Source organism: Kitasatospora sp. NPDC127111, from assembly GCF_042677465.1.
Classification (GTDB): domain Bacteria; phylum Actinomycetota; class Actinomycetes; order Streptomycetales; family Streptomycetaceae; genus Kitasatospora.
The window spans coordinates 25,994-47,371 of record NZ_JBHXTG010000003.1 but is presented as its reverse complement, the minus strand read 5'-3'; the positions used below and the strand labels follow the sequence as shown (position 1 = coordinate 47,371).

The 21,378-nt window shown below is 75.1% G+C and carries 17 protein-coding genes; 8 read left to right on the top strand and 9 right to left on the bottom strand.

The window, feature by feature from the left end; genetic code table 11:
* Positions 1 to 358 precede the first annotated feature (358 nt).
* Positions 359 to 1,291 carry a hypothetical protein gene (locus ACFVHB_RS03315; RefSeq protein ID WP_380314548.1) on the top strand — a complete coding sequence of 311 codons (933 nt, stop codon included), beginning with the start codon at positions 359 to 361 and terminating at the stop codon, positions 1,289 to 1,291.
* Positions 1,292 to 1,556: 265 nt separating this feature from the next.
* Here the strand turns inward: ACFVHB_RS03315 and ACFVHB_RS03310 are convergent, their stop codons facing one another.
* A complete protein-coding gene (locus tag ACFVHB_RS03310) occupies positions 1,557 to 1,979 on the bottom strand; it encodes a zf-HC2 domain-containing protein (protein ID WP_380314547.1) in 423 nt (140 codons plus the stop codon).
* Positions 1,980 to 2,154: 175 nt separating this feature from the next.
* Between ACFVHB_RS03310 and ACFVHB_RS03305 the strand changes: the two genes are divergently transcribed.
* The 4 genes from ACFVHB_RS03305 to ACFVHB_RS03290 all read left to right on the top strand — a co-directional run bounded on the left by ACFVHB_RS03305 (position 2,155) and on the right by ACFVHB_RS03290 (position 7,265).
* Positions 2,155 to 2,745, top strand: a complete 591-nt coding sequence (locus ACFVHB_RS03305) for a sigma-70 family RNA polymerase sigma factor (RefSeq protein WP_380314546.1) — start codon at positions 2,155 to 2,157, stop codon at positions 2,743 to 2,745.
* A 430-nt stretch (positions 2,746 to 3,175) separates the two neighbouring features.
* Positions 3,176 to 4,690 carry an MFS transporter gene (locus ACFVHB_RS03300; protein WP_380314545.1) on the top strand — a complete coding sequence of 505 codons (1,515 nt, stop codon included), beginning with the start codon at positions 3,176 to 3,178 and terminating at the stop codon, positions 4,688 to 4,690.
* Between the two features lie 49 nt (positions 4,691 to 4,739).
* Positions 4,740 to 6,095, top strand: coding sequence for a cytochrome P450 (locus ACFVHB_RS03295; RefSeq protein ID WP_380314544.1), 1,356 nt, complete (start codon positions 4,740 to 4,742; stop codon positions 6,093 to 6,095).
* Positions 6,096 to 6,185: 90 nt separating this feature from the next.
* Positions 6,186 to 7,265, top strand: a complete 1,080-nt coding sequence (locus ACFVHB_RS03290) for an L-tyrosine/L-tryptophan isonitrile synthase family protein (RefSeq protein ID WP_380314543.1) — start codon at positions 6,186 to 6,188, stop codon at positions 7,263 to 7,265.
* Here the strand turns inward: ACFVHB_RS03290 and ACFVHB_RS03285 are convergent.
* The 4 genes from ACFVHB_RS03285 to ACFVHB_RS03270 all read right to left on the bottom strand — a co-directional run bounded on the left by ACFVHB_RS03285 (position 7,250) and on the right by ACFVHB_RS03270 (position 11,023).
* Entirely contained in the window at positions 7,250 to 8,179 is a 930-nt protein-coding gene (locus ACFVHB_RS03285; protein WP_380314542.1) for an ABC transporter ATP-binding protein, read from the bottom strand. The two genes, ACFVHB_RS03290 and ACFVHB_RS03285, sit on opposite strands and share 16 nt — an antisense overlap.
* Positions 8,176 to 9,261 (bottom strand): FecCD family ABC transporter permease, encoded by a 1,086-nt coding sequence (locus ACFVHB_RS03280; RefSeq protein WP_380314541.1) that lies wholly within the window; start codon positions 9,259 to 9,261, stop codon positions 8,176 to 8,178. Before ACFVHB_RS03280 ends, ACFVHB_RS03285 begins: the two co-directional genes overlap by 4 nt.
* Before the next feature lie 3 nt (positions 9,262 to 9,264).
* Entirely contained in the window at positions 9,265 to 10,356 is a 1,092-nt protein-coding gene (locus ACFVHB_RS03275) for an ABC transporter substrate-binding protein (protein WP_380314540.1), read from the bottom strand.
* Positions 10,357 to 10,555: 199 nt separating this feature from the next.
* Positions 10,556 to 11,023, bottom strand: a complete 468-nt coding sequence (locus ACFVHB_RS03270; RefSeq protein ID WP_380314539.1) for a hypothetical protein — start codon at positions 11,021 to 11,023, stop codon at positions 10,556 to 10,558.
* Positions 11,024 to 11,163: 140 nt separating this feature from the next.
* Between ACFVHB_RS03270 and ACFVHB_RS03265 the strand changes: the two genes are divergently transcribed.
* Positions 11,164 to 11,937, top strand: a complete 774-nt coding sequence (locus ACFVHB_RS03265) for a helical backbone metal receptor (RefSeq protein WP_380314538.1) — start codon at positions 11,164 to 11,166, stop codon at positions 11,935 to 11,937.
* A gap of 142 nt (positions 11,938 to 12,079) precedes the next feature.
* On the top strand, positions 12,080 to 13,093 hold the full coding sequence (locus tag ACFVHB_RS03260) for a transglycosylase SLT domain-containing protein (RefSeq protein WP_380314537.1): 1,014 nt from the start codon (positions 12,080 to 12,082) through the stop codon (positions 13,091 to 13,093).
* A gap of 98 nt (positions 13,094 to 13,191) precedes the next feature.
* Here ACFVHB_RS03260 and ACFVHB_RS03255 read toward each other — a convergent pair whose 3' ends face one another.
* From ACFVHB_RS03255 to ACFVHB_RS03240, 4 genes are all read right to left on the bottom strand, one after another.
* Complete coding sequence (locus tag ACFVHB_RS03255) at positions 13,192 to 15,567, bottom strand: hypothetical protein (protein WP_380314536.1); 2,376 nt, start codon at positions 15,565 to 15,567, stop codon at positions 13,192 to 13,194.
* A 209-nt stretch (positions 15,568 to 15,776) separates the two neighbouring features.
* On the bottom strand, positions 15,777 to 17,321 hold the full coding sequence (locus tag ACFVHB_RS03250) for a lipase maturation factor family protein (RefSeq protein ID WP_380314729.1): 1,545 nt from the start codon (positions 17,319 to 17,321) through the stop codon (positions 15,777 to 15,779).
* 232 nt (positions 17,322 to 17,553) lie between these two features.
* Positions 17,554 to 18,012: a MarR family winged helix-turn-helix transcriptional regulator gene (locus tag ACFVHB_RS03245; protein ID WP_380314535.1), complete on the bottom strand. Its 459-nt coding sequence runs from the start codon at positions 18,010 to 18,012 to the stop codon at positions 17,554 to 17,556.
* A gap of 115 nt (positions 18,013 to 18,127) precedes the next feature.
* On the bottom strand, positions 18,128 to 20,128 hold the full coding sequence (locus tag ACFVHB_RS03240) for a hypothetical protein (RefSeq protein WP_380314534.1): 2,001 nt from the start codon (positions 20,126 to 20,128) through the stop codon (positions 18,128 to 18,130).
* Between the two features lie 92 nt (positions 20,129 to 20,220).
* Here ACFVHB_RS03240 and ACFVHB_RS03235 point away from each other — a divergent pair, with 92 nt between their 5' ends.
* Positions 20,221 to 21,366 (top strand): RNA-guided endonuclease InsQ/TnpB family protein, encoded by a 1,146-nt coding sequence (locus tag ACFVHB_RS03235; RefSeq protein WP_380314533.1) that lies wholly within the window; start codon positions 20,221 to 20,223, stop codon positions 21,364 to 21,366.
* The last annotated feature ends 12 nt before the right edge of the window (positions 21,367 to 21,378 follow it).

Below are 21,378 nucleotides of genomic sequence, written 5' to 3'. Positions count from 1 at the left end.
CGGCGTTGCGCCGCGCGGTGCCCGAACGGTACGGGCGGGCGGGGGCGGCGGTCCCGTGCCGGAACGGACAACCCGGGGCCCGGCAACCGTACGAACCGCCTCTACCGCGCGGGCGCGGCAAGGGAAACCGCCGCCGGGGCGGGACGGCGGCGGAACCGGAGCGGGGCGGGGCGGAGCCGGCGCGGGACCAGCACGGGTACCGGACCGGTACCGCGGCGGGCGCCCGGCGGGGACCGGGTGGACAGCCGGACGGGGGCCGGACGGACCGGTCCGGGCGGTCCGGCCGGGCATGGTCTCACGGGGTGGAACCGGCCAATACCCGAGGGGGCGGTACGGGCCGGCGGGGGCGGGTGCGACGATGAGTGTCATCGTGATGACCGACCGGATCCGCTCGCTGCGCGCCGTGGTCTTCGCCGCGCTCTGCGTGGCGCTGGCCGCCACGGCGCACGTCGCCATGGCCGGCTCCGGGGTGTCCGCGCCGGTCCTGACGGGCGCGTTCGCGGTCACGCTCGGCCTCAGTTGGCTGCTGGCCGGCCGGCGCCGCGGGCTCGGGGTGATCAGCGCCTGGATGGTGGCGGCGCAGACCGCGCTGCACCTGACGTTCGAGCAGGCCGGGGCGCTCGCGGCCGGCAGCGGCCTGGGCCGGCTCGGGACGACGGACTGGGCGAGCCTGCTGCTGTGCAATCCGGAACGGGCGCCCGCCGGGATCTCGCCGGCCGACCTGGCCCGGATGGCCGGGATCGATCCTGACGTCCCGCCGGCCGGGAGCCTGCGGGCCGCGGCCGGCGGACACCACCTGGGCACGCACGGCGGACCGGTGTCCGCCGACGCGGCCGACCACGGCATGTCGGGGATGAACGGCATGTCGGGGATGGCCGGGATGTCCGGCGGACCGGGAGGCTCGGGCGGCGCGACCCTGTCCGGCGGCACCGGCCTGTCCGGTGGATCCGGCATGTCCGGCGGTACCGGTATGTCCGGGCACGACATGGCGGCGCACGGGATGTCCGCCGGGATGATCGCCGCCCACCTGCTCGCCGCGTTCGCCTGCGCGCTGCTGCTCTGGCGCGGCGAGGCGGCGCTGGCCCGGCTGTTCGAACTGCTCGCCGCGCTGGGTGCGGTGCTGGCCGGTGCGCTCCTGGCGCCGCTGCTCGCCCTCTGGTGCCGTCCGCGCGGCTACCGGCCGCCGGCCTCGCCCAGACCCGCCGCCCACCGGGTCCGCCCACCGCGGCTGCTGCTGCTCTCGCACGCCGTGGTCCGGCGCGGCCCGCCGTGCGCCGCGCCCGTCCGCTGACGCGCCCACCGTCCGAGGTCCGACGCCGTCCCGGCGTCCGCCGCGTGGTGGGCAGGTCGCCCTGCGCCGTGCCGTGGCCGATCGGCCGCGCCGCCAGGGCCCGGGCCCGCGCCCGCCGCCACCCCGGCCGGGGTGCCGCGGTGTGCGCACCGCCCCACCGACGCCGAGCGTGCCGCCCGCAGCGGCACGGCTCCCAGAGCCCTCCCCCTCAGGACCTTCCATGCCTGACCACGACGGCGCAACGGCCTCGACCGGCGCCCCCGTCCTACTCCACCGGCCCGCTGTTCCCCTGCCCGGAACGGCCGGCCGCCCCGAAGCCCCCGCCGTCCCCGGCCCCGTCCGCGTCCCCGGCTCCTCCCGGGCCGCCGGCCCCGGCCGCGTCGCCAGCCCCGTCCACGTCGCCGTCCCCGGCCCCCGGCCCGGCCCCGGCCGCGTCGTCGGCCCCACCGAGGCCGCCCCCGCCGAGGCCCCCGATGCCGAGGTGGGTGAGGAGCCGCGCCGTCCAGTCCTCCGCCGGGCCGGCCGCACCGGCCGCGGGCAGGACGCCGCGCAGCCGTTCCGCCCGCTCCAGCCACTCCCGGCAGACCGCGCACCGGGCGACGTGCTTGTCCAGCCGTCGGTCCGGGACGCCGGTCGGCTCGCCGTCGAGGCGGGCGGAAAGGGCGGTACGGAACTGGACGCATCTCATCCGACCATCGTCCCGCATCGGCCCAGGTGCCGGACCCGTCGGGGGCACGGCCCGGGCCCGCGCCCGGCCCACCGCCCGGCCCACCGCCCGGCCCACCGCCCGGCGGACGGTCCGGTGGACGGCCGGGCATCCGGCCGGCTGCCCGCCGGGCCGCACGAGCGGACGGGAGGCCGCCGTGGATGACGAGCAGCTGACCGCGCTGGCGCTGTCCGCCCGCGAGGGGCGGGCGGCCGACGTCGAGGCCTTCGTCCGGGCCACCCAGCGGGACGTGTGGCGGTTCGTCGCCCACCTCACCGACGTGCAGTCCGCCGACGACCTCGCCCAGGAGACCTTCCTCCGGGCCCTGCGCAGCCTGCCCGGGTTCGCCGGGCGCTCCTCGGCCCGGACCTGGCTGCTCTCGATCGCCCGGCGGACGGTCATCGACCGCTACCGCACGGCCGCTGCCCGGCCGCGCTGCGCCGCCCTGCCGGACTGGCAGGAGGCGGCCGAACGCCAGGGCACGCCGCCCGCGGCCGGGTTCGAGGACGGGGTCGCGCTCGGCGACCTGCTCGACCGGGTGCCCGCGCAGCGCCGGGAGGCCTTCGTGCTCACCCAGGTCGTCGGGCTGAGCTACGCCGAGGCCGCGCTGGTGGCCGGCTGCCCGGTCGGCACCGTCCGCTCCCGGGTGGCCAGGGCCCGGGAGGAACTGATAGCCCGGCTCCGGGCGGCGGAGACCGGTGAGACTCCCCCTCCGGGGCCGACCGCCGAGCTGGCGGCGGCCTGCTGAGCACCTCCTGACGAACGCGGCCTGACCAACGCGGCCCAACGAACGCGGCCGGACTGACACGGCCCAACGAACGCGGCCGGACTGACACGGCCCAACGAACGCGGCCCGACGAGCGTGCGCGAGCGGGGGTGGTGGGTGCCACGGCACCCACCACCCCCGTCGCCGTCCCACCGCCACTCCCTCCCCTCACGTCCCCCTCGGGACGGTCCTCTCCCCCGGGTGCACCGCCTTCCGCACGGCGGGGAGTGCTCGTCCACCGGTACAGACCACTCCCCCGGCGCGAAAAGGATCGGCCACGAACGGCGGGATCCGGCCAACCCGGAAAATTCCTTCATCTGTTCGGAACTGGAGCTCCCGTGCGCCCGACTGCTGTACCGGACCCCGCCGCCGAGGTGGTGTCCGGCACGCAACGGGGAATCGGAGGAGAGCCATGTCAGCGCAACAGCCGCTGGCCACCGGAGGCCTGACCGAGGATCAGGCGCAACAACCGGCGGACCGGTGGAGCCTGGTCGTGGCCGCGGGGCTGCTCTCCTTCGTGGCGATGCTCGACATGAACGTCGTCAACCTGGCCCTCACCGACATCGCGGACGGCCTGCACGTCTCCCCGACCACCGCGCAGTGGGCCGTACTCGGCTACCAGCTCCCGCTGGTGGCCCTGCTGCTGCCCGCCGGGCGCTGGCTCGACCAGGTGGGCAGCCGCTCCGCCCTGCTGCTGGCGGTCACCTGTTTCGCGGCCTGCAGCGTGCTCGCCGCCCTCGCCCCGTGGGCGAGTTGGCTGGTGGCCGCGCGGCTCGCGCAGGGTGCCTTCGGCGCCGTGCTGTTCGTGCTGATGCCGGTCCTGGCCGCGACGGCCGTCCGGCCGGAGCTGCGCGGCCGGGCGATGAGCGTGCCCGCCACCCTCGGCCCGCTCGGCGCCGTCACCGGGCCCGTCCTCGGCGGCGTGCTGCTGGACCACGTCGGCTGGCGGGCGATCTTCCTGGTCAAGCTGCCGATCTGCCTGGCCGCCCTGGTGATCGCGTACCGGAACGCCCCGCGCGGCGGGCGGCTGCGGCTGCCCGACCGGGGCTCGCTCGGCGACGCCGCGCTGATCGGCTCGGCGGTGGCCGCCGTGCTGCTCGGGCTCACGCTCGCGCCCGACGCGCCGGTCTGGCTGCTGCTGGCGCTACCCGCCGCGCCGCTGGTGGTGTTCTGGCTGCGCCGCCCCGGCGGGCGGCCGGTCGCCGGCGTGCTGCGCGAGTCCCGCACCGCCGCCGTCAACGGCTCGGTGCTGGCACTGGCCGCCGGCTTCGCCGCCAACCACTACCTGCTCGCCCAGCACCTGCGCCGCGACGACGGGATCAGCGCCACCACCACCGCGCTGACCATGCTGGCGTTCCCGCTCGGCATGGTGGTGGCCGGCCGGTTCGGCGGCCGGCTGGCCGACCGCTGGGGCGCCCGGCCGACCGCGCTGACCGGCGCGTCCGTCACCGCCCTCGGCATGCTGCTGCTCGTCCCGCTGGACACCGACTGGTCACCGCTGGACATCTCCTGGCGGCTCGCGCTCGCCGGCGTCGGCATGGGCCTCAACGGCGGCCCGGTCCAGGCCCTGGTGATGTCCGCCGCCCGGCCCGAGCAACTGGCCACCGCCGGCTCGGCCGTCCAGCTGGCCCGCAGCCTCGGGTTCGCCCTCGGGCCGGCCCTCGCCACCGCCGCCACGCTGTTCGGCGACGACGCCGCCACCACGGGCGCCCGCGCCGGACTCGTCCTCGCCACGCTGGCCGCCGTCACGGCCGTGGCCCTGCTCTCCCTGCACCACCGCTCCACGGGCACCGCCCGCGGCACGCGCACCACCGGCCCTGCCCGCACCACCGGCACCACGGGTGGCACCCGGGCCGCCGGCGCCACCGGACCCACCGGAACGGCCGGCGCCACCCACACCAACCCCACCGACCGCGCCGGTCGCTGACGCTTCGTCACCGCGCGCGCCCCACAACCCCGACCGGAGGAACACTCGCATGACCGACACCGTCCACGATCCGACCGCGGGGAGCCCGGCCGACGACGCGCCGCGCTGCCTGTTCGGATACGACCGGCTCCCCGACCAGGCGCCGCTCCCCGACCCGGTGCCGCTGCTCGGCCCGGAGTACAAGAGCGACCCCTATCCGCTCTACCGGCGGATGCGCGAGGCCGGCCCGGTCCACCGGGTGAAGTTCCCCAGCGGGATCACCGCCTGGCTCGTCACCGGCTACAAGGCCGCGCACGAGACCCTCAACGACCCCCGCCTCGGCAAGAACCACGCCCTGGGGAACGAGGGTTGGCGCAAGCTCGCCTCGATCATGCCGGAGCCGCAGCACTCCCAGCTGCAGGTCCACCTGCTGCACCAGGACCCGCCGAAGCACACCCAGATGCGCCGGCTGGTGCTGGACGCCTTCACCCCGCGCCGGGCGGAGGCGCTGCGCCCGCGCATCCAGGAGCTCGCCGACGCCCTGATCGACGAGCTGCCGGCGCACGGCGGCGCCGACCTGGTGGCCGGCTTCGCGGCCCACTTCCCGTTCCGGGTGCTCGCCGAGGCGATCGGCCTGCCCCAGGAGTTGGCCGTCCGCTTCGACCGCGACTGGGGCAAGGTCGTGCAGCCGGTCGGCCCGCTGGACCCGGGACGGCCCGCCTACGAGGGCCGACTGCGCGGCCTGCAGGGCTACATCGCCGACGTGGTGGCCCACAAGCGCGCCCACTACGACCCGGCCGGGCCCGACGTCGACCTGCTCGGCCGGCTCGTCGCCGCCTGCGACGCGGGCGAGTTGAGCCCCGAGGAGCTCGACTCGATGGTGTTCCAGCTGCTGGTCGCCGGACAGGAGCCGGTGACCAACCAGATCACCACCATGCTGATCACCCTGCTGCGCCGGCCCGAGCAGCTCGCCCGGCTGCGCGACGGCGTCGCGGCCGACCCCGGCCTGCTCACCCGCGCGATCGAGGAACTGCTGCGCCACGACGCCGCGTTCGAGCTCACCACCTGGCGCTTCTTCGCCGAGGACAGCGACCTGCACGGGACCACCGTCCCGGCCGGCGACTCCGTGATCGTCTCGCTCTGCGCGGCCAACCGCGACGGCGAGCAGTTCCCGGACGCCGACGCGCTCGACTTCGACCGCACCCCCAACGCCCACCTGGCCTTCGGCCACGGCATCCACTACTGCCCCGGCGCCGCGCTGGCCCGGGTCGAACTCCAGGTCGCCATCGGCACCCTGCTCGCCAGGCTGCCGGGGCTGCGCCCGGCCGAGGCGCCGGGCGAGGAGATCGACGCGCTCACCTGGGTGCCCGCCGTCCTCGCCCGGGGGGTGAACAGGCTGCCCGTCGCCTACGACCAGCGGGTGTGACCCGCCCAGACTCCCCGGCCATCCCCCCAGCGTCCCGGCGACCGATGCCGGGGCGTGGCTACGCCTGCCCAGAAACCCGAATTCCGTTCCGTGGAGGACCACATGCCGCCCGCCGGCACCGTTTCCGCCGAGTCCCAGAACCTCGACCAGTCCGCTTCGGTCGAGCAGTCCCCGTCCGTCGAGCAGTCCGCTCCCACCGCCCCTTCCGCCCCGACCGACCCGTCCGCCGGCGCCCGGCCCGGCGCGATCACCGACCCGCGGGAGGTCGCACGCGTCTCCGCCGAGATCGTCGACCTGCTGCTGCCGCACCGCCGCGCCTCCGACCCCGAGCTGGCCGTCACGCCCGCCGACTTCCCGCTGCAGCTGGAGCAGTTGGCCGACTTCATCACGGCCGGCGACCAGATCCTGTTCACCCTGCCCGGCTTCCCGTGCAAGTCGCCCAACCTCGCCAAGGTGCTCGGCCACCTGCCCGACGAGGGCGAGCGCCTCTCGCTCACCTTCCTCAACGGGCTCTGCGAGGAGATCGGCAAGCTCTACGCGCCCGGCGCGCAGATCCTGATCTGCTCCGACGGGCACATCTTCGGCGACCTCATCCACGTCCCCGACGACCACATCGACGAGTACTCCGACGAGCTCTCCGCGATGATCGAGCGCGAGGGCCTGACCCACCTCGCCACCTTCGACCTGCGGGCCGTCCTCGGCGACCTGCCCTTCGACGAGAAGCGCGCCCGGGTGCACGCCCAGTACGCGCCGACCAAGGAGGAGCTGCGCGAGCAGGTGATGACCGACGAGGAGACGCTGAAGCTCTACCGCGGCATCACCCGCTTCCTCACCGAGGACACCTTCGGCTTCGAGGGCACCAAGTCCGCCCTGCAGCGCGACTGCCGGCAGCGCGCCTACGGCGTCATCCAGCGCAGCCGCGCCTGGGGCGACCTCATCGCCGAGCAGCACCCGCGCTCGTTCCGGCTCTCCATCCACCCGCAGAAGGCCGGCGTGCTCAAGTTCGGCATCCGGCTGCTGGACCACGCCGACGTGTGGATGACGCCGTGGCACTCGTCGGTGCTCCACCGGCCGGACGGCGGCTGGCAGTTGCTGCGCAGCGACGACGCGGCGAAGGTCGGCCGCCTGGTCGAGCGCAACGGCCGCCCGAGCCACTACGAAACCTCCTGAGGTCGCGCCAGTTCCCTCGGGTGGTCGGGCGCATCCGGGTGGTCGGGCGCGCCCGGAGCCTCCAAGGACTCCGGCAGGTCCGGGGACTCGCTGGGCTCCGGGGACTCCGGCGAGCCCGGAAGCCCCGGGAGGTCCGACGACGAGGCGGGCGTGCGGTGGTCGAACGCGATCAACGGGTCACCGGTGAGCGGATGTTCGACCACCGCCGCCCGCACGCCGAACACCTCGGCGAGCAGCTCCGCGGTCAGGACGTCGCGCGGCACCCCGGAGGCCACCAGGGTGCCGCGGTGCAGGACGTGCAGCCGGTCGCAGACCGAGGCCGCCGCGTTGAGGTCGTGCAGTGCGACCAGGGTGGTGCGGCGCTGTTCCCGCAGCAGCGCGAGGAGTTCGACCTGGTGCCGGACGTCCAGGTGGTTGGTCGGTTCGTCCAGCACCAGGACGTCCGGTTGCTGGGCCAGGGCCCGTGCCAGCAGGACGCGTTGACGCTCGCCGCCGGAGAGCTGGGCGAACCGCCGGCCGCCCTCCGCCGTCATGCCGACCCGCCGCAGCGCCTCGGCGACGATCCGGTGGTCCTCGGCGTCGTCCGCCGCGAACGCCCGCTTGTAGGGGGTGCGGCCCATCGCCACCACCTCGCGGACGGTCAACTCGAAGTCCCCGCCGCGTTCCTGGGGCAGCGCGGCGATGTGCCGGGCGGACTGCGCGGGGGTCAGCTCGGACAGCTCCCGGCCGGCCAGCAGCACCCGCCCGGCGCTCGGCTTCAGGTGCCGGTAGACGGTGCGCAGGAGGCTGGACTTGCCGCTGCCGTTGGGCCCGACCAGCCCGGCGATCTCGCCCTCCTTGGCGACCAGGTGGACGCCCGCGACCACCGTCCGCCCGGACAGGGCGACGCTCAGGTCCTCGACCGCGATCCTCAATTCCGCTCCAGTCGTCGGTCCAGCAGGTAGAGCAGGGTGGGCGCGCCGAGCAGGGCGGTGACGACGCCGATCGGGAGTTCCTGGGTGTCCAGCGCGGTGCGGGCGATGGTGTCGACGACGACCAGCAGCACCGCCCCGGTGAGGGCGGACAGCGGCAGCAGCCGGCGGTGGTCGCCGCCGACGAGCAGCCGGCACACGTGCGGCACCATGAGTCCGACGAAGCCGATCGCGCCGGAGACGGCGACCAGCACGCCGGTCAGCACACTGGTGACGACGAAGACCTCGCGGCGCAGCCGGGTGACGTCGATGCCGAGCCCGGCCGCGGTCTCGTCGCCCATCAGGAGGGCGTTCAGCCCTCGGGCGCGGGCCTGGAGGAGGGCGAGTCCGAGGGCCACGGCGGCGGCGGGGACAACGAGTTGGGCCCAGACGGCGCCGCTGAGGCTGCCCATCAGCCAGAACAGCACGCCCCTGGTCTGCTGTTCGTCGCGGGTCTGCAGGACGAGGTAGCTGGTGAAGCCGGTGAGGAACTGGCCGATGCCGATGCCGGCCAGGACCAGGCGCAGTGGTGAGAAGCCGCCGCCGCGCCGGGCCAGCAGCCAGACCAGGGAGAACGCGCCGAGTGCGCCGAGGAAGGCGGCGAGCGAGATGGTCAGGCCGAGGGCGCTGCCGAAGGCCAGTTCCAGGCCGAGCCCGCTGCCGAGGACGATCACCGCGACGGCGCCGAGGGAGGCGCCGGAGGAGATGCCGAGCAGGTAGGGGTCGGCGAGCGGGTTGCGGACGAGGGCCTGGACGGCGGTGCCGACCAGGCCGAGCCCGGCGCCGACCATGGCGGCCAGCAGGGCGCGCGGGACGCGCAGCTGCCAGACGATGAGGTCCCGGGTGCCGGGTTCGGGCGTCCGGCCGGTGAGCCGGTGGGCGACCACCGACCAGACCTCGCCGGGCGGGATGTCCACCGACCCGAGCGAGACGGCGGCGGTCAGCGCGGCGACCAGGGCGAGGACGAGCACGGCGGCCAGCGGCCCGGCGCGCAGGGTGCGCGTCCGGGGCCGCTTGGCGGGGGCGGTCGTGGTGGCCGATGCCACGGTCTACTGGCCGTTCTTGACGAGGGTGGGGTGGACGGTGGCGGCGATCTGCCGGACGGTGTCGGCGTTGCGGACCCCGGCGATGGTGGTGACCTCGGAGCCGATCCGCAGGAACTTGCCGTCCTTGACGGCCTTGAGGCCCTGGGTCGCGGGGAAGCCCTTGAGGAAGGCCTCGGCGTCGTCGAAGGCCTTGCGGTTCTCCTCCTCGGTGCCGCGGGTGCGGACGGCGAGCTGGATCCAGTCCGGGTTCTTGGCGACGACGTCCTCCCAGGAGATCGGCTTGAAGTCGGCGTCGCAGTCGGCGAAGACGTTGCGGGCGCCGGCGAGGGTGATCACCGCGTTGGCGACCTGCCGGCCGCAGACGGCGACCGGCTGCTTGGTGCCGGCGTCGAAGTCGAAGAGGAAGTAGCCGGGCCGCTGGTCGGCGGGGACGGCGGCGGTCGCGGTGCGCACCTCGCCGATCTGCTTCTCCATCCCGGCGACCAGTTCCTCGGCCTTGGCGCCGGTGCCGGTGACGGCGCCGAGGCGGCGGATGTCGTTCTCCACCTCGGCGAGGTCGGTGCGCGCTCCCTTGGCGGCCTTGGGGGTGCCGGCGCAGGCGGTGGAGAGGAGGAACACGTGCTTGATGCCGGCGGCCGTGAACTCCTCCTCGCTCGGCGCGGCGCCCGCCGCGCCCATCATCGGCATGGCGCCGAAGGCGTCGACGTAGAGGTCGGCGCCGGAGCCGAGCAGCTTCTCCTTGGCGATGCCCATCTCGCCCAGCACCGGCACCTTGGCGCCCTGGTCGGCGACCGGCGCCGGCAGACTGCCCTTGCCGGGCGGGAAGCCGGTGCCGATGACGCGGCCGCCCGCGCCGAGTTCGAGCAGCATCTCCAGGCCGGCCGCGTTGCTGGTGACGATCTTCTCGGGCGACCGCTGGACGGTGGTCTCCTTGCCGGCGCAGTCGGCGACCTTGACCGGGAAGGCGCCGGCCGCGGCCGCCTTGCCGTCACCGCCGCCGCTCCCGCTGTCTGCGCCGCCCCCACCGCCGCTTCCGCAGGCCGTGGCGAACAGGGCGACAGCGGCCGCGATACCGCAGAACACGCGAGGGCGCATGACAACTCTCCTGGTCAATGGTCGTGCTCGGGCTCGTCCAACGAGTCCGGACCAGGTAGTCGGCCACCGCCCCCGCCCGGTTCCCGGGACTTTCCGTGCTGTTGGGGCGGCGTGCGGACGGGCCGGTCAGCCGCCGCGGCGCCCGCCCCGGGGCGGCGGGCCGGGAGCCAGTGGCGACGGGCCCGGGGCGGCGGGCCGGTCAGGCCCGGTGGCGCCGGGGCGGCGGGCCGGCCAGCCGCTCGAAGGCCAGGCGCACGGCGAGGCGGCCGACCTCGTGGAACGACCGGTCGCGCGAGTCGACGGCGTGCACCCCGGTGCGGCGGACCACGACGGCCACCGCCACCCTGCCCCCGGCCAGCCGGTCGGCCAGCTCCTCCCGCATGCCGGCGGCCACGGCCGCGTGGAAGCCGGCCAGCTCGTCCGGCTCGGGCGAGCCGGTCACGACGGCGTCGCCCGCCACCTCGAAGGCGAAGCCGTCCTCCCCGGGCTCGAAGTCGACCGTGACGACGGCGAGGTCGGCGGGGCACCCGGCCTGGCGGGCGTACACGGCGCGGACGTCCCGGATCGGATGGGGAGGGAAGGCCGCCGGCTCGGGTCGGTGGGTCATCGGCTCGGACGTCAGGGCCGCCGGCTCGGGGCGGTGGGTCATCGGCTCGGCGTCGTCCATGGGGTGACGGTAACCCACCGCCGTCCGGGGGCTTCCGGGTACGGCGGTGGAGGCCGAGCTTGACGCCCGGCTCCGGGTGGGCCCAGGGTGATCGGGTGGCGCCACGCGATCTCCCTCCCCGTGCTCCCTCCGGTCCACCCTTGGACGACCTCGGGCTGCCCGTGCCGCTCGGGGCCGGACGGGGACCGGTCCGGCGGGTGGTGTCGCTGGTGCCCTCGCTGAGCGAGGCCGTCGCCGTCAGCGCGCCCGGGCTGCTGGTCGGCGTCACCGACTGGTGCACGCACCCGGCCGATCTGACAGCAGAGCGGATCGGCGGCACCAAGAACCCCGACGTCCGCCGGATCACGGCCCTCGCCCCAGACCTGGTCGTCGCCAACGACGAGGAGAACCGTCGTCCGGACCTCGACGCGCTGCGGGCCGCCGGCCTGGCGGTCTGGGTCACCGACATCCGCACGCTGGAGCAGGCGTTCGACTCGCTGCACCGGCTGCTGACCCTCGGCTGCGGCCTGCCCCGCCCGGCCTGGCTCGACGCCGCGGAGGCCGCCTGGGCCGGCGTCCGTCCGCTGCCGCGGCCCCTGCGCGCCGTCGTGCCGATCTGGCGCCGCCCCTGGATGGTGCTCGGCCGCGACACCTTCGCCGGCGACCTGCTCCGCCGCCTCGGCGTCGAGCTGCTCCACGCCGGCCACCCGGACCGCTACCCCGCCATCCCGCTGCCCGAACTCCTGGCCGTCGAGGCCGAGTTGGTGGTGCTCCCGGACGAGCCCTACCGGTTCACGGCGACGGACGGCCCGGAGGCGTTCCCCGGCATCCCGGCGGCCCTGGTCAGCGGGCGCCATCTCACCTGGTACGGCCCCTCGTTGGCGGATGCGCCGGAGGTGCTGGCGGCCCAGCTGGCCCGGCGGGTGCGGGACTGAGGGGCGGCCCTGCCCGCCGGGGCGCTTCGTACCGGCCCGGGGGCCCGGGCCCCGGCGGCCGGTGCGGTCATCCGATCATCGTAGGATGTCGCCTTCTCGCCGGGTGGGCCGGCGAACGCATGGGGGGCTGAATCCTATGAAGGTGCGCGCTTCGCGGCAGGCGCTGGTGCTGGTCTCGGCGGCGGCCGTGTCCACGGCGCTGCTCACGGGCTGTGGCAGCAAGAAGGCCGACGACACGGCCGGGGGGACGCCGACCACGGCGGCGGCCACCGCGGCGGACGCCTCGCCGTCCGGGACGCCCACCGGCACCGCCTCGGCCGACGCGACGGCCAGTGCGAGCCCGAGCGCGAGCGCATCGCCGTCCCCGACGGTGAGCAAGTCGGCCAAGCCCAGCCCCACCGCCTCGGCGAGCACCGCCAAGCCCAGCACCACGAAGCCCGCCGACCCGGCCCCGAAGGCCGCTCCGGCCCCCGCTCAGGCGGTGGTCGCCCCGGCGCCCGCGCCGACCGCGAAGCCCGGACCGGTCGCACCCCCGCCGCCGCCCGCGCCCGACACCCCGCACGTCCCGCCGCTGCAGAGCGGCTGCACGCCGAGCAAGCCGCAGCCCGACGAGGCCAAGGAGGCCGTCTCCGCCGCACTCGTCGCGGCCGCCGGCCAGTCCCGCACGCTCTACCTCACCAGCGGCGGCACCGACAAGCTCCCGGCGCTGCCGGTCAACCTGGTCAAGGCGATCGCCTGGCAGGAGAGCGGCTGGCAGTCCGGCATCCTCGCCTGCGACGGCGGCATCGGCACCATGCAGATCATGCCCGCGACCGTGAGCTGGATGAACAGCAAGTTCAAGACCGACTCCGACCCGAAGACGCTGAACGGCAACGTCCAGCTCGGCACCCAGCTGCTCGACTGGCTGGTCGCGTACTACGGCGACTCCTCCTTCGGCGGGAAGTACGACCTCTCCCCCGACCCGGCCACCGGCAAGACGCCGCTGCTCGACCTGGTCATCTCCGCGTACAACGCCGGCGCGGGCAACGTGCACTACAACACCGTCACCGACCCGGCCACCGGCACGACCACGGGCAGCCTGGTCATCCCGAACCCGAGCTACGTCGCCAACGTCAAGGCGCTGATGGCCAGCGCGCCCTGGAACAAGGCGGGCTGAGCACGCCGCTCCTCGCGGGCGGACACGGAGAAGGGCCCGGCGGGGGCGGCTCACGCGCCGCCCCCACCGGGCCCCTTCGTTCTGCCGTCGCCCGGGCGTCAGCCGCGCGCGGCGGTGACGGCGGCGCCCAGCGCCTCCTTGATGCGCGGACCGAGCCGGGCGAAGCCCAGCTCCTTCATCGCGGCCCGCAGCAGCTCCTCCTCACTGCGCGCCACCCCGTCGCCGTCCACCCACCGCACCACGGCGAGCAGTTCGTCGGCGGAGTAGGCGGTCACCGGACGGCCCGGCGTGAAGTCGGGCTTCGCCGGCCGCCCGGCGGAAGCCTCGGGCTCGGCCTCGGCGGCAGGCTCCGCGACGGGCTCCACCTCGACGGCGGGCTCGGGCTCGACGGCCGGCTCGGCTTCGGCGGCAGGCTCCGCGACGGGCTCCACCTCGACGGCGGGCTCGGGCTCAACGGCCACCACGACCTCGGCCTCGGCGGCCGCGGCGGCGGGCTCCTCGGCAACGGCCGGCTCAGCCTCGACGGCGGCCTCGACCTCAGCGGCAGGCTCAACGACCTCGGCCTCGGGCTCCACCTCGACAGCGGCCTCGACCGGGGCGTCAGCCTCGACAACCTCAGCCTCTACCTCGGCGACGGACTCGACGACCTCGGCCTCGGGCTCCTCGGCAACGGCCGGCTCAGCCTCGACGGCGGCCTCGACCTCAGTGGCAGGCTCGGCGACCTCGGCCTCGGGCTCGACCTCGACGGCGGCCTCGACCTCGGCGACGGGCTCGGCGACGGGCTCGACAACCTCGGCCTCGGGCTCGTCGGCGGCAACCGGCTCGACATCAGCCTCGGCCTCGGCGGGGGCGTCGGTCTCGAGGGCTTCCGGCTCCACCTCGGCAACGGGCGCAACGTCAGCCTCGGCGGCGACCTCGACCTCGACCTCGACCCCGGCCTCGACCTCGACCTCGACCCCGGCCTCGACCTCGACCCCGGCCTCGACCTCGACCTCGACCCCGGCCTCGACCTCGACCTCGACCTCGACCCCGGCCTCGACCTCGGACCCCTCGGCTGCGGCCGGCTCGACCTTCACGGGGACGACGTCGACCAGGTCGTCGGCGGCCGGGGACGGCGCCGGGAGGTTGATCACGAGCGGCTGCGCCTCGGCGGGCTCCTCCTCGGCCGTCAGCTGCTCGGTGTCGAGGTCCGACGCGCTCTCCGGCTCCGCCTCCGGCTCGGCCGTGACCTCCGCCGTGCCCTCCGTGCCCGTGCCCTCGGCTTCGCCGTCAGCACCGACGGCGTCCTCGGCCTCGACAGCGTCCTCGGCCTCCGTCAGGACCTCCGGCTCGGTCGCGGCCTCGGTGTCAACCTCCGCCTCAACGGCCTCGACCTCGGCCTCGGCCTCAGCCTCGACCTCGACCTCGACCGCCGCCTCGACCGCAGCGGCCTCAGCCTCCGGCTCCTCCTCGACCGCCGGCTCCTCCCGACCGGTCAGGCCGTCCCGCTGGCCGCCGGCCAGGGCCTGGCGGGCGTTGAAGGCGGCCTCGGCGGCGCGGCGGTCGGCGCGCGCGGCGGTGAGCTCGGCGAGCAGCTCGCCGAGGCCGGCCTCCTCGAGCGTGGTGCGCAGGGCGCGGATGGTGGGGAGGCGGTAGAGGGTGCCCTCGTCGGCGGCGAGGCGCTCGACCAGGTCGATGAGCTCGCCGAACGGCAGCGCGTCGAGGTCGTGGCCGGGCAGCAGGCGGGCGAGGTCACGCAGGCCGGTGCCGATGGCCTCGAAGGTCGCCGCGGTGCGCTCGGCCAGGGCGCCGTCGGCCGGCGGGACGGGCAGCGTGCCGTTCGGGGAGAGGACGGCCCAGGCGCGGCGCTCGATCTCGGCGGAGGCGAGGGCCTCGTGCAGGTCCTCGGGGCTGGCCTTGCGGCCGCCGACGGCCAGCGCGGCGGCCTGCTTGCGCAGCGATCGCACCTTGAGGAACGACAGCTTGACGCCGCGCTCGCGGCGCCAGGCGCGGTCCGCGGTGGCGGCGACGAGCGCGTCGAGGTCGGCGTCGTACGCGGCACCGCTCAGGACCGTGGAGGTCTGGTGGACGCGCTGGAGGGTTTCGGCGAACAGGCCGGCGATGGCCACCGTGCCGGGCTCGTCGAGCTTGGCGTCGGCGGCGAGGGCGGTGACGGCCTCCCAGGTCTGCTGGAGGTCGCGGCCGCGCAGCTCGGCGAGGACGGTGGAGGCGGCGCGGGCGTCCTCGGGGGTGGCGACGGTGTCGACCGCCGCGTACCAGGCGTGGGTCTCGGCGCTGAGCGTGAAGGCGCCGAGTTCGGCGTAGCGGCCGAGGTCGTCACGGAGGTCGCTGTCCGCCGCCTGGCCACGGGTCTGCTCCAGGTCCGTGGCGTCCTTGGCGTCGTTGGCGTCGGCGGCGGCCTTGCTGGCGGCGTCGGCGGCGTTGGCACCGGCGGCGTCGGCCGCGTCGGTGTTGCGCGAGTGAAGCACTGTCATGTGAGGTCCGGTTCTGGGCGACTGCGGCGGGGCGGGCGGCGAGGGGGACGGCGGACCGGGTGCGCACTGGTGACCCCGGCGGAAGGGGCTGGCGGGTGCGCGGTCGGGCTGCCGGTTGTGGAGGCCAAGAATACGGGTGCCCGTTCGAGCCTTGCACGCACCCACCGCCTGACGGACCGGTGTGGCGTCGCACACCGCCCGGCCGGCCGCTACCCGGGAGGGCCGGGCGGGTGGTGCGGCGTGGGGCCGGGCGGGTGTCCGTGCCGACGGCGCAGCCCGTCCAGTGGCACGGTGCGGGAGCGGCGGCCGAGCGGCGGCCGGTAGCCGGAGCGGGCGAGGGTGGTGAGGCTGACCGGTTCGAGGTACTCGTGCAGCGCGGTCCGGTGCCACCAGGCGCCGGTTTCGCGCAGTTCGCGCCAATCGGTGAACCGGTAGAGGTGGAGGGTCGCCCGGACGTGGGTCGGCGGGGCGTCGGGGAAGGGGTTGTGGCGCAGCAGCCGGAGGGTGTCGGGGTCGTTGGCGAGCAGCCGGGCGACGAAGGGCAGGAACCAGGGCCGGGCGTAGGCGGGTGAGATGCCGGCGAACCACATCAGCCAGTCCAGCCGCAGGTGGTACGGGGCGTACTGGCGCGGGAGGCGGCGCACGTCGTCGGGTTTGCCCTTGAAGCCGTACTCGTGCCAGACGGTGTGCCGGGTGACGAGGGGCTCGTCGGTGCCCTCGACCACGACCTCCTGGCGGATCCGGTTGACGCTGCCGAAGGCGCCGTAGGTGTTGACCAGGTGGAGGCGGTTGAAGGAGCGGTTCATCACCTGCCGGCGGGAGACCATGTTCCGTACCGGCCAGTAGCTGAGGACGGCGACGGCGGCGGTGAGGGCGATGACCAGGGCCTCGAACCAGACGGGGGTGCCGGCGTACGTGTGCGGGTGGACGGGCAGGCCGAGCCGGGCGGGGTCGACGGCGGCGAGGGCGAGCGTGATGGTGAGCCAGTTCAGCCAGGCGAAGTTGCCGGAGGCGACCAGCCAGAGCTGGGTGATCACGATGACGCAGGCCGCGTAGGTGGGGACCGGCTGCGGGAGGAGGAGGCCGACCGGGACGAGGAGTTGCGTGACGTGGTTGGCGGCCGCCTCCACCCGGTGCAGCGGGGCGGGCAGGTGGTGGAAGAACCAGCTGAGCGGGCCGGGCATGGGCTGGGTCTCGTGGTGGTAGCGCAGGCAGGTGAGGTCGCGCCAGCAGCTGTCGCCGCGCAGCTTGATCAGTCCGGCGCCGAACTCGACCCGGAAGACCAGCCAGCGCAGCAGCCAGAGCACCGGGAGGGGCGGGGCGACGTCCTCGTTGCCGAGGAAGGTGGCCAGGAAGCCGGTCTCCAGCAACAGGGACTCCCAGCCGAACGAGTACCAGGTCTGCCCGACGTTGACGATCGAGAGGTAGAGCACCCAGAGCAGCGCCCAGAGGAGCATCGACGTCCACAGCGGGACGGCGTCACCGAGTCCGCCGACGAGCGCGGCGGAGACTGCGGCGCCGGTCCAGGCGACGGCGGCGAAGAAGCGGTCGCTGTAGTGGAGGTGGAAGAGGCCGGGGGCCTCGCGGAACGGCACCCGGGCGAGGAAGCGCGGAACGGGCAGCATCCCGTCGGCACCGATGAGGGCGCGGAACTGGGCGGCGGCGGCGAGGAAGCCGGTGAGGTAGACGGCGGCCAGCAGCCGTTGCACGAGCAGCCTGCTCGACCAGTACTCGGGGGCGGCGAACCAGTCCATGCGGCCCATGCCTACCACCGGCCCGAGCCGGCGGGCGGCCGCGCCGTTCTGCGGCGGCGGCGGTTCACCCGGGCGGCGCGCCACGGCACCGGCCCGCGCGCCGCGGCCGCCGGTCGGCGTGGGCGGCGGGCGGTGCGGGCGGACGTGCGGGCGGCGCGGGCGGCGCGGGCGGCACCCGGGTTCAGGGGGTGGCCGGGCTCAGGGCGTGGACCGGCTCAGGGGACGGCCGGGCTCAGGAGGCGGCCGGGGTGGGCTCCAGCTCCCCCAGGGCGCGCACCAACGGGGCGAGCTCCGGTAGCTCGGTGGCCTGCGCCAGCGTCGCCTCCAGGGTCGCGTCGTGCACCGGGCGCGCCGCCTGGAGCAACTGGCGTCCCTGCGGGGTCAGTTCGGTGTAGATGCCGCGACGGTCGTCCGCGCAGAGGTAGCGGCTGAGCAGCCCCCGGTCCTCCAGGCGGGTCACCAGGCGGGTGGTCGCGCTGCTGCTCAGCGCCGCCGCGCGGGCCAGCTGCTGCATCCGCATGTGCCAGCCGTCCTGCCGGGAGAGGGCGTCCAGCACCGTGTACTCGACCACCGAGAGCTGGTGCTCGGACTGCAGCGCCTTCTCCAGCGCCGCGTCGATGAGCCCGTGCAGCGCGGCGAGCGTACGCCACCCGCAGGCGCGGATCTCGGCGGCATCGTCGTGGATACCCATGGCTCGCACTCCCGTTCCCGTGTTCCCGGCCCCGTCACGCTCTGCGGTGCGACGTCGTCCCGTCCCTCCAGTATGCCACTCGACGCCTTTTACCTGCCTGTGCAAATACTTCTCCTCACGGCTCCGGTACGACGTGTGCCCAACCGCCCGCGCAGAGCGCCGAGGCCAGGGCCTCCCCGTAGCAGGCCGCCGCCAACCAGGCGCCGGCGAACGCGTCGTGGTCGTCGGCCACGATCCGGCCGAAGACGTCCCTCGGCTGGTCCCCCGCCGTGGCCCGCAGGCCGTCCAGCAGCGCCGCCCCCGTGGCCAGGCCCGCCGCCCGCAGCTGGGTGGCATCGGCCCCGGCCGTCCCGGAACCCAGAGCGAGCGTCTGCCGCCCACCGGTCACGGCCTGCTCGACCCGGCGGGTGAGCAGGTGCACCGGGGCCTCGGGGACGGCTGCGGGAGCGGTCTCGGCGAGCGCGCCGGGGAGCGGCTCGGGAAGCGCGTGCGGTTCGGGAAGCGCGTGCGGTCCGGGAAGCGCGTGCGGTCCGGGAAGCGCGTCGGGCACAGAGAGGTCGGCGGTCTGGAGCCGTTCCAGGCCCAGGTTGACCCGGTCCGCCCGGTCGGAGGGCAGGGCCAGCGACGGCTCGCCCACGCCCCGCTCGCCCGGGGGCGTGCCGACCGCGAGCAGTCGCAGCTCGGGGCGGGCGGCCCGTTCCAGCCGGCCGATCACCCGCAGGCGCAGCCCCGGCGCAGTGGCGAGCAGCGCCAGGTTGCCCCGGTACGCCAGGCCCGGGTGGTCGTGCGCCGCGCGCAGCGCCACCACCAGGCCCCCGCAGTCGGCGAGCAGTTGCGGCACGCCGGCCGGACCGTACGGCACGGCGCCGAGCAGCGTGACGTCCAGGAAGAGCAGGTCGCTCCCGGCCGGCCGGCTCTCGTACGGCAGCGCCGCCGCCGACAGCGCCCGCTCCACCTGCGCGGCCGGCGGCTCCGCCCAGAGCCCGGCGACGGGCTCCGCCGTCCACGCCGCGCCCGGCGCCCGGACCGCCTTCACCGCTGCTCCCGCACCGAGCCGCCCGGCCGCCGACCTGGTCGCGCCCTGGACGGCCAGCCCGGCCCGGGTGAACGCACGGTGGCTGAGCAGCGTGTCGCCCAGCCGGACCGCCCGGTTCCCGGCGCCGACCGCCTGCGGGGCCGCGGCCGTCGCATCGGCGTGCGGCATGACCTCGGCGACGGTGCTCAACCGCCCGGTCGCGTCCACCGCCCAGCTGAGCACGCCCGCGTGGGTGGCCGTCAGCACCGGCTCGGCGAACAGCCCGTACAGCCGCAGCCCGCCCGCCTCCGCGTACGCCTGGCGGGCGGTCCCGCGCAGGTCGGCGAGGGCCGTGGTGGTGGCGGAGGCCGTGGTGGCGGTGGCGGCGGTGAGGGCCGTGGTGAGTTCGAGCAGCTCGCGCAGGGCCGTGACCAGGTCGGCCAGCCGGTGGTCCGGCTCGCCGGAGCGGGCCGCGCGGACCCGCGTCACCACGGCCACCGCCGCCGCGGCCGGCCGGTAGAGCCCCGCGAGCCGGGCGCGGTGCCCGGCCCGGAGCAGTTCCGCCTGCAGCACGGCCCCCGCGCCGCCGACGCCCGCCGCGAGGACGGCGGCGGCCGCCCGGTGCAGGTGCCGCGCGGCGGCGGCCTCGGCCGGGGTGAGCGGTGCCTCCCGTTCCGGCGCGGGCTCCGGTGGCGCCTTCGGGGTGGGTGCGGGCGCGGATGCGGGGGTGCTGGCGGGTTCGGGCGCGCTGGCGGGTTCGGGCGCGCTGGCGGGTTCGGGGGCGGGCTCGTCGTCGGCGAGGCGGCAGACCGTGACCGCCGCCGCCCGGTGCACGCAGGCGGGTGCCAGCAGGCAGCCGCAGCGGACGTCCGCCTGGTCGGCGATCACCCCGCCGGGCGCGTAAAGAAGCAGCTCGGACTCCTCGTCCACCGCGACCCGCCAGTCGTCGCCGGACCGCTCCACCGGACGCGCGGCCAATGTGGCGGCCGCGCCGTCGAGCCGCTTCTGCAGCCGGGCGGACAGCCCGGCCACGACCTCGGCGACCACCTCCGGCCGTACCGCCGGCCACGCGGCGCCCGTCATCTCCGTCGGACTCGTCATCGGATGCCTCCAAGGAAGCCCGGGCCTGCAGGCCGGGTAGGAAATTGAATCGCCCACAATTGGGAACCTCCGGCCGAGGGACGATGGACCGGGTGCACGGGCAGTCGGATCAACGTCAATGTGCTACGGGTTCCCTAGTAGACGGCACGTGGACGCAGCATCAGGAGCGGGTCAACTACATTGCGACGTCGGCGATGTTGACGGCTTGGAAGAAGACGGAGGAACTTGCCTACCTCAATGAGGTGTCGTCGGTTCCGCTGCAGCAGGCGCTTCGGCACTTGCAGGGGGCCTTCGCCAACTTCTGGGCCAAGCGGGCCAAGTACCCGACGTTCAAGTCCCGAAAGAAGTCGCGCAAGAGCGCGGAGTACACGTCGTCCGCATTCCGCTTCCGTGGCGGCCAACTGACCTTGGCGAAGATGGACCAACCACTCAACATCATGTGGTCCCGAGGTCTGCCTACGGACGCCTCGCCGTCCACAGTGACCGTTTCGCAGGACAGCGCGGGCCGCTGGTTCGTCTCCATCCTGTGCGACGACCGGCCGTCGATGCCCAAGCCACCGCATGCCGCCGTGGGTATCGACGCTGGTATCACCAGCCTGTTGACGCTCTCCACTGGGGAGAAGATTGCCAATCCTCGCCATGAGCGCAGGGGCCGCAAATGCCTGGCCAAAGCCCAGCGGGAACTTGCCCGCAAGGCCAAGGGAGACGGGAAGAACCGGGCGAAAGCCAGACTCAAGGTCGGCAGGGCCTACGCGAAGATTACCGACCGTCGCAGGGACTTCCTGCACAAGCTGACCACTCGACTCGTTCGTGAGAACCAAACGATCGTGATCGAGGACCTGACCGTCCGCAACATGCTCCGCAATCGGACACTCGCCCGCGCCATCAGCGATGCGAGCTGGACCGAGATGCGCTCCATGCTGGAGTACAAGGCCGACGGGTACGGGCGTGACCTGGTCGTCGTGGACCGCTGGTTCCCCTCGTCCAAACTGTGCTCGGCCTGCGGCACCATGCAGGGCAAGATGCCGCTCAACGTCCGCGAATGGACGTGCGACTGCGGCACGACCCACGACCGGGACGTGAACGCAGCCAAGAACATCCTGGCCGCCGGGCTGGCGGTTGCAGCCTGTGGAGACAGTGTAAGACCTCAACGGAGCACTCCGAACGGGCAGTTGTCTATGAAGCAGGAACTAGTCCCACCGCCGCGCACACGCGCAGCGGCTCAGCCGCGAGGCTGAGGGGAATCCCCG